Raw genomic sequence first — 6,642 nt, forward strand, 5'->3', positions numbered from 1 at the left:
TTTAGATGATGAAATTGATAATAAAAATGATAGAGAAAGTGAAGAATTAGATGAAATAATTGACAGTAAAAAAAAAGAAGATAATTCGGAAGACGATGATATTATAAAAGGAATTGATGATATTATAGACGATAATAATGAGGGGGATATTTTGATAAGTCATGGTTCTATTTTAGAAGATGAGATAATTAAAAAAGAAGAGGAATATTTTTCTTCGGGAGATGCTTTTAATTTTTCACTTAATAGAGATTTTTTATTAAATGATTATGAAGATGAAGAAAATTATAATAAAGAAAACTCCGATATATCACATAATTTTAATAATGAAGAATATGATGACGGAGATATAATAAAACCTGCTGATGAAAAAGATACTTTTGATACGGAAGATTTAATAGATAAGGATTTATATGATCCTGAAGAAGTGCCTAAATCTCCAGACGATTTTTACAGAGAAGCAGAGGAAAAAGTTAAAGAAAATATGACTGAAAACTGGAAAAGTGTATTAAAGGCTTTCAAAGGAAAGAAATTTATTAATAAAAATATGAATGATATGCTGGAATGGATAAAAGATCAGTCAGGACTTAATATCAAGCATGCCGCAGTTCTCACAAGAAAAGATGACGGCAGTTATGATATATCAGAGTCTCAGAATTTATCTGATAATACAAAAAACATATTAAATATTAATGAAAATGAAGCCTTATTTAAAAAAATTCTATCTCATAAAAAAACATTATATGTATCAGACCCTTTTGCTTCAGATTCATTAAAAAATAAATTTGATGCTTCCGATAGAGAAAGCATATCGCACATGGTATTTGTTCCGATAGAAAATGACGATAAAATATTAAAATCGTTTTTTATAGGGCTTTCAAGCAATTAATATATTAATCAGAGGTTGAAAAAATAGATGGAATATATTATAGTTGTATCTGCATTCATAGTTATAGGAATAGCCGTCAGCTTGGTATTTGTAAAGATACTGAAAATAAATGTATTCGGAGGCTGGGTTATGATGTTTCTTATAGCAACCGTCGGCGCTTTGCTTGGTTCTTACTATTTTCCGAGAATAAGCAATATACAATATATAAAGATAAATCTGTCATCTGCCGTACTTGGCGCCATAGTATTGGTAATTCTTTTATATATATTTACTCCTAAATCTTTAAAATAAGGTATAAAATAAAATGTTTATAAAAGAAAGCAGAGAAATAGTAAAACCAAAAATCAAAGATGAAAATACAATAGAAAATATAAAAAAAGCCGCAAAAATAGCTCAAAACTCTATAGATTTAGCATTTAAGCTCTGTATATCGGGAGTGAGAGCCTCTAAAGTAGATAAGGAAGTTGAAAGATATATAAAATCTCAAAATGCATATCCTGCTAATTTGGAAGTTCCAGATTACGGATTTGCCACAAGCATATCAAGCGGAAATGAAATAGCGCATGGAAGACCTACAAATAATAAAATATTAGTTCATGGCGAGCCTGTATGCGTTGATGTGGGAGTTAAATATAACGGCTGCTATGCCGATTGTGCAAGAACTATAGTTGTTGAAGGCGGAATAGGATCCGTTAATTACAGAGCCTATAAGCTTATAGATGCATGCAGAAAATCTTTGGAGTATGCCATTTATAAACTTAAGCCGAATGTGCTTTTAAGCGAATACGGAAAAACTGTTGAAAACAAAGTGCATGAATACGGATTCAATGTTATAAAATCGCTTACAGGTCATGGGGTAGGATATGAATATCATGAACCTCCTTATATATTTAATTTCTATCACCCAAATAATGATGTGGCGCTTGAACCTAATATGATATTGGCATTAGAACTTATGATAACAAATGGTGCAGATAAATATGAAAAAGAAAAAGACGGCTGGACTTTATCTACTCCAGATTATTCTTTAGCTGTGCATTTTGAACATACCGTTTTAATTACTCAAACAGGCGTTGAAATATTAGGAATAAAATAATTTTTTGATTATCAATATAAAATGGAAAGTTTATAAAAAATAATATAACTAATATAAATTTCAGGAATATATTTATGGGAAGCGTATTCGGAAACAATATCAAATTAAGTTTATTCGGAGAATCTCATGGCACGGCTATAGGCTGCATTATAGACGGTTTTCCTTACGGCATTAATATAGACAATGATTTTATAGACAGCGAAATGGAAAGAAGAAGTGCTAAAAATACCAAGCTTGCAACCGAAAGACATGAAAAAGATAAAGCTGAAATATTATCTGGAATACTTGAATCAAAAAGTACAGGAATGCCTATTGCAGCAATTATAAAAAATGAAAATAAAAGAAGTACGGATTATTCTAATTTAAAAACTATTCCGAGACCTTCCCACAGCGATTATACAGCAATGCTCAGATATGATGGCTTTAATGATATAAGAGGAGGAGGACATTTTTCAGGCAGACTTACAGCACCTTTAGTATTTGCAGGTGCTTTAGCAAAATTGGCATTAAAAGAAAAATTTGATATTAATATAGCAGCTCATATAAAACAAATATACAATATAAAAGACAAATATCCTAATAATGCTTTTCCAAGCTATGAAGAATTTATAAATAATTACAATAAAGAATTAAGCGTATTTGATAATGAGGCTATGAATAAAATGATAAAAGCTGTAGAAGAGGCTAAAGCAGATAAAGACTCGCTTGGAGGAATTATCACTGCAGCCGTTTTCAATATTCCTGCTGGTTTAGGAGAGCCTTTTTATTTATCTATAGAAAGCAGAATATCTCAGTCAGTATTTGCAGTTCCTGCCGTTAAAGGAATAGATTTCGGACTAGGTTTTGATTTTGTAAATTATAAAGCAAGCGAATGCAATGACAAATACGCTTTAAAAGAATATAATAATATAAAAATAGTGGAAACAAAAACCAATAATAATGGGGGCATACTTGGAGGAATATCAAACGGTATGCCGATAGTGATTAATACTGTAATAAAACCTACTCCTTCAATATCTAAAGAGCAATTAACATTAAATATGGAAACTAAAGAAGAGGAAACTTTAATTATTAAAGGGCGCCATGATCCATGCATAGCAGTTAGAGCCGTTCCTGTAATAGAAGCCGCTATTGCAGTTTCGATACTTGATTTATGCATAGATATGAAAGGAAAACTGCTTTAACTGATTGTATTATTAGTTTTTAAATACATTTAATAACAATTTTTTATTATTAGTTTAATTTTTCTATCCAGTTAAATATTTTATTTAATATATGTTCGCTGTCCATATCCTCAAAAAATATGCCATTAACTAACTTATTATGATAAATACTTTTATTTTCAAAAATCATACATTGAGCCAAATTATCATTAAAACTGTTAATTTTATCAGAAAAATTAATGGAGTTTTGAACATCGCATATAGGATCAAACTTTGAATGTACGCATAGCACTTTTGTTTTTTCGCTTCCGTCTATATAATAATAGGGGTTTGCCAAATCTCTGTTATAACCGTCTTCAAATAATTGATTAAGCATTTGTGTTATTATATCATTAGTACATACATTTAAATCCGTAGGACCTCCGAGCGATACATATCCTTTAAAAATATTATTATCAGTATTATATTTTTTCTGCATATCTTTATTATAAACAAGCAATGCTCCCAAATGAGCGCCGGCCGAAGAGCCTATTACAATTATATCTGAATAATCAATCAGTTTTTCTTTTAATACAGACAAAGCTTTATTAAATCCTGAAAACACATCTTCTATTTGAGATGGGTATTTATATTTGTTACTAAGCCTATACCCTAATAAAATAGTATGAAATCCGTTTTTTGCAAATCTTCTTCCAACAAATCTGTATAAATCTGCGCTGCCTTCCCTCCAGCCTCCTCCGTATATATAAATTATTATTTGCTTTTTAGCATTTTCATAATCTTTTATCTGCGCTGGAAAATATAATATATATTGGGCTTTATTTTCATCATATTGATATTTCAATGGCTTTATTTTTCTGTCAGCCTTTATAAAGTTTACAGCCATACTAGGATAGCTTAAATATTCTTCAAATAAACTCTTTTTTCTTATTTTCTCAGCTTCTTTTTTATTTTTTTTTACAAGTCTATATATTTTATTTTCTTTTCCGTCTGATTTATTTTTCATAAACAATACTCCGTAATTTTTTATAAATGAAAAATCTTTTTAATAGATAAAATAAAATCTGTATTAAAAAATATAAGCATAGTCAAAATAACGGAGATTCCTCCTGCGAATGCCGATAAACTGCTTAAACGCTCAAAATGAAATAAAGGCAGTATAATCATAAGTATTGATATAAATGAAGAAGATATTATATAAGACATATATTCATTAAAATATTTATTATCTATAACGGCAATCAGCAGCATAGCTATATTTAAAGCAAGAGATAAAAAAGGAACGGCATAATTAAAAGACCATTTGCAGAAACCTGTAAATATATCTATTATTATAAGAAGAGGAAAGAGTATAAAAAACTCTATCAATAATTTCTGCCTTAAATATAAAGTATCTGCAGTAAAGCATACATAAGTAAAATATCCGCTTAATATGGACATTATTGATATTACAGCCCAATTATACCTGCTTTTTGAGGATATATTTATTATTATAAGAATAATAATAGATATCAACGCCGATAATAATACTAGCCTTTTAGCATTAACTCTCTTTTGCTTATTATAAAACCATTCATAGGAATGATATTCTTCATACATTATTTTTTTATTTTCCCCATTATTATTTAATTCTCTGAAGCATAAAGGACATATACCTTTATTAGTTTTTATTTCTAATCTGCAATTAATACAGTAAGCCATTTATCATACTCCGAAATCATTAGAATATATTTCCACTTTCAAAATATTAGATATATATTGAAAAAAATATTTTATTATATCCGTTTCCATAACTGTTCTGTTGAATGTTATTGAAAGCTTATCATCAAAACTGCATAAACCGCAATTTAAAGGACTGTTTATTGTAGGATATACAACAGCCTCAAAATGACTTATATAATCTTTCATGTCATCGGGTAATACCACATTACCGAAATTAGACACTGTCATAGTTTTTATTTTATCCTCAAAAAGTTCAAATGCTAAGTTAACGGCAAATTTTTTTAAAAATAAAGGCATAAATCTTATAAAAATATTGTTTTCTAATTTTCTGTTTTCATATATAAAATTTTCTAATCTCTCTTTATTTATTTTTGATTTCATTTCCATATCCACTGTTTTTACTATATCTTCAAAAGTAAGTTCTTTTTTTGTTTCTATTAAAATATTGGCTATACCGAAAAAATTTTTTAAAGATATTGAAGTAAATATTTTTCTTAAATTAATAGGCATGCAAATAACTATGTTTTTTCCGTCAAATCTTTTTCTGATTCTAGTTTCATAAATAGAATATGCTGCAACGGATAATATATATGCAGTGATGGTAATATTATATTTCCTGCTTTCTTTCTTTAAGGCTTTTAAACTCATAACGCCATGCACAACATTATCCCCGTAAAATTTAAGTGGCTTACCCTTAATCAAATAAACATTTTTTATCTTTTTTTCTTTCTTTGATGATTTCTTATTTCTTGTATGAATAAAAAAACTATCATCATAATCGGCAGCGCTGTATATATTATCTTTAAATATATCGCAGTTTTTATCGTCTATTTTTTTTCCTAATAATATAAAATAATGATAAAGAAGAGATTTAAAAAAACTTATAAGAGAAGATGCGTCTGCAAGCGAATGATATATTTCTGCAAAAATTCTATATTTATAATACCCTACCCTCATTAAATATCCGCTGTTCAATTTACTGTTTATATAATAGCATGGATAATATTTATCTTCCTGAATAATTAATTTTCTATGATTTTCTTCAAAATAATTCCAAAAAATACCTTTTTTTATCATAAGAGAAAGCGTAGGAAATCTATTTTTAGTAATGTCTAATGCTTTCTGAAGTATTTCATGGTTCACTTCTTCTTTAATTACAGAAGATACTCTGAATATAGGCATATTCTTTTTATTTTTTATAGACACAAAAAGTTTTGCCGCATTATCTAATTTATACAGATCTTTCATTTTTACATTTCATCATAATTTTAAATTATTTAGCCTATTGTGCAATTAATAAATTTAAATAAACTATATATTTAATATCATATAGTTTATTTATAAAGTAAAAATTAAAACGGTAAATTTTAATATTTTTTATTTAAGAACACAATTAAAACTATATTTTTTTTAAATAATTAAAAATGCCGCTCATAATATAAGTAAAATTAATAAAATGTTTTTATATTTGAAATGAAAGATAAATACTGCGTATGTATTTTAAAATTACAAAAAATTCAGCCGTATAAATTAATACATGACTGCAATTTTTTTACTTTTTTCATATCCTCTCTTATAGGCTTTATAATATAATATTACATTTTTTTGTCAATACCCTCCGTATCTTTATTTCATTAAAAATAATATAGTTTTTAAGGTTATAAAAAATTTTAAATAAAAAAAGACTTGAATTTATAATAAAATACAAGTCTTTTAAGAAACACAATTAAAAAAGTTATGCTATTAACTCTCCGTTTTTTCTTATGCATATTTCC

General features: G+C 27.4%; 6 protein-coding genes and 1 pseudogene. 4 read left to right on the forward strand and 3 right to left on the reverse strand.

Going from position 1 to position 6,642, the window contains the following annotated elements; genetic code table 11:
• The 4 genes and pseudogenes from QZ306_RS09900 to aroC form a co-directional block, all read left to right on the forward strand.
• A pseudogene (locus QZ306_RS09900) lies at positions 1–886 on the forward strand (AAA family ATPase); the annotation flags it as partial.
• Positions 887–913: 27 nt separating this feature from the next.
• Complete coding sequence (locus tag QZ306_RS09905) at positions 914–1,177, forward strand: hypothetical protein (RefSeq protein ID WP_295163493.1); 264 nt, start codon at positions 914–916, stop codon at positions 1,175–1,177.
• Positions 1,178–1,190: 13 nt separating this feature from the next.
• On the forward strand, positions 1,191–1,982 hold the full coding sequence (gene map / locus QZ306_RS09910) for a type I methionyl aminopeptidase (RefSeq protein WP_295163495.1): 792 nt from the start codon (positions 1,191–1,193) through the stop codon (positions 1,980–1,982).
• 74 nt (positions 1,983–2,056) lie between these two features.
• The gene (gene aroC, locus QZ306_RS09915; protein WP_295163496.1) at positions 2,057–3,166 is read left to right on the forward strand and encodes a chorismate synthase; all 1,110 of its coding nucleotides are present in this window, start codon (positions 2,057–2,059) and stop codon (positions 3,164–3,166) included.
• A gap of 49 nt (positions 3,167–3,215) precedes the next feature.
• Here the strand turns inward: aroC and QZ306_RS09920 are convergent, their stop codons facing one another.
• The 3 genes from QZ306_RS09920 to QZ306_RS09930 all read right to left on the reverse strand — a co-directional run bounded on the left by QZ306_RS09920 (position 3,216) and on the right by QZ306_RS09930 (position 6,115).
• The gene (locus QZ306_RS09920; RefSeq protein ID WP_295163500.1) at positions 3,216–4,031 is read right to left on the reverse strand and encodes an alpha/beta hydrolase; all 816 of its coding nucleotides are present in this window, start codon (positions 4,029–4,031) and stop codon (positions 3,216–3,218) included.
• Positions 4,032–4,171: 140 nt separating this feature from the next.
• Positions 4,172–4,846, reverse strand: coding sequence for a DUF6320 domain-containing protein (locus QZ306_RS09925; protein WP_295163497.1), 675 nt, complete (start codon positions 4,844–4,846; stop codon positions 4,172–4,174).
• A 3-nt stretch (positions 4,847–4,849) separates the two neighbouring features.
• Positions 4,850–6,115, reverse strand: coding sequence for an alcohol acetyltransferase (locus QZ306_RS09930; protein WP_295163499.1), 1,266 nt, complete (start codon positions 6,113–6,115; stop codon positions 4,850–4,852).
• Positions 6,116–6,642 lie beyond the last annotated feature (527 nt).

The organism is uncultured Brachyspira sp., assembly GCF_910588665.1.
GTDB lineage: Bacteria > Spirochaetota > Brachyspiria > Brachyspirales > Brachyspiraceae > Brachyspira.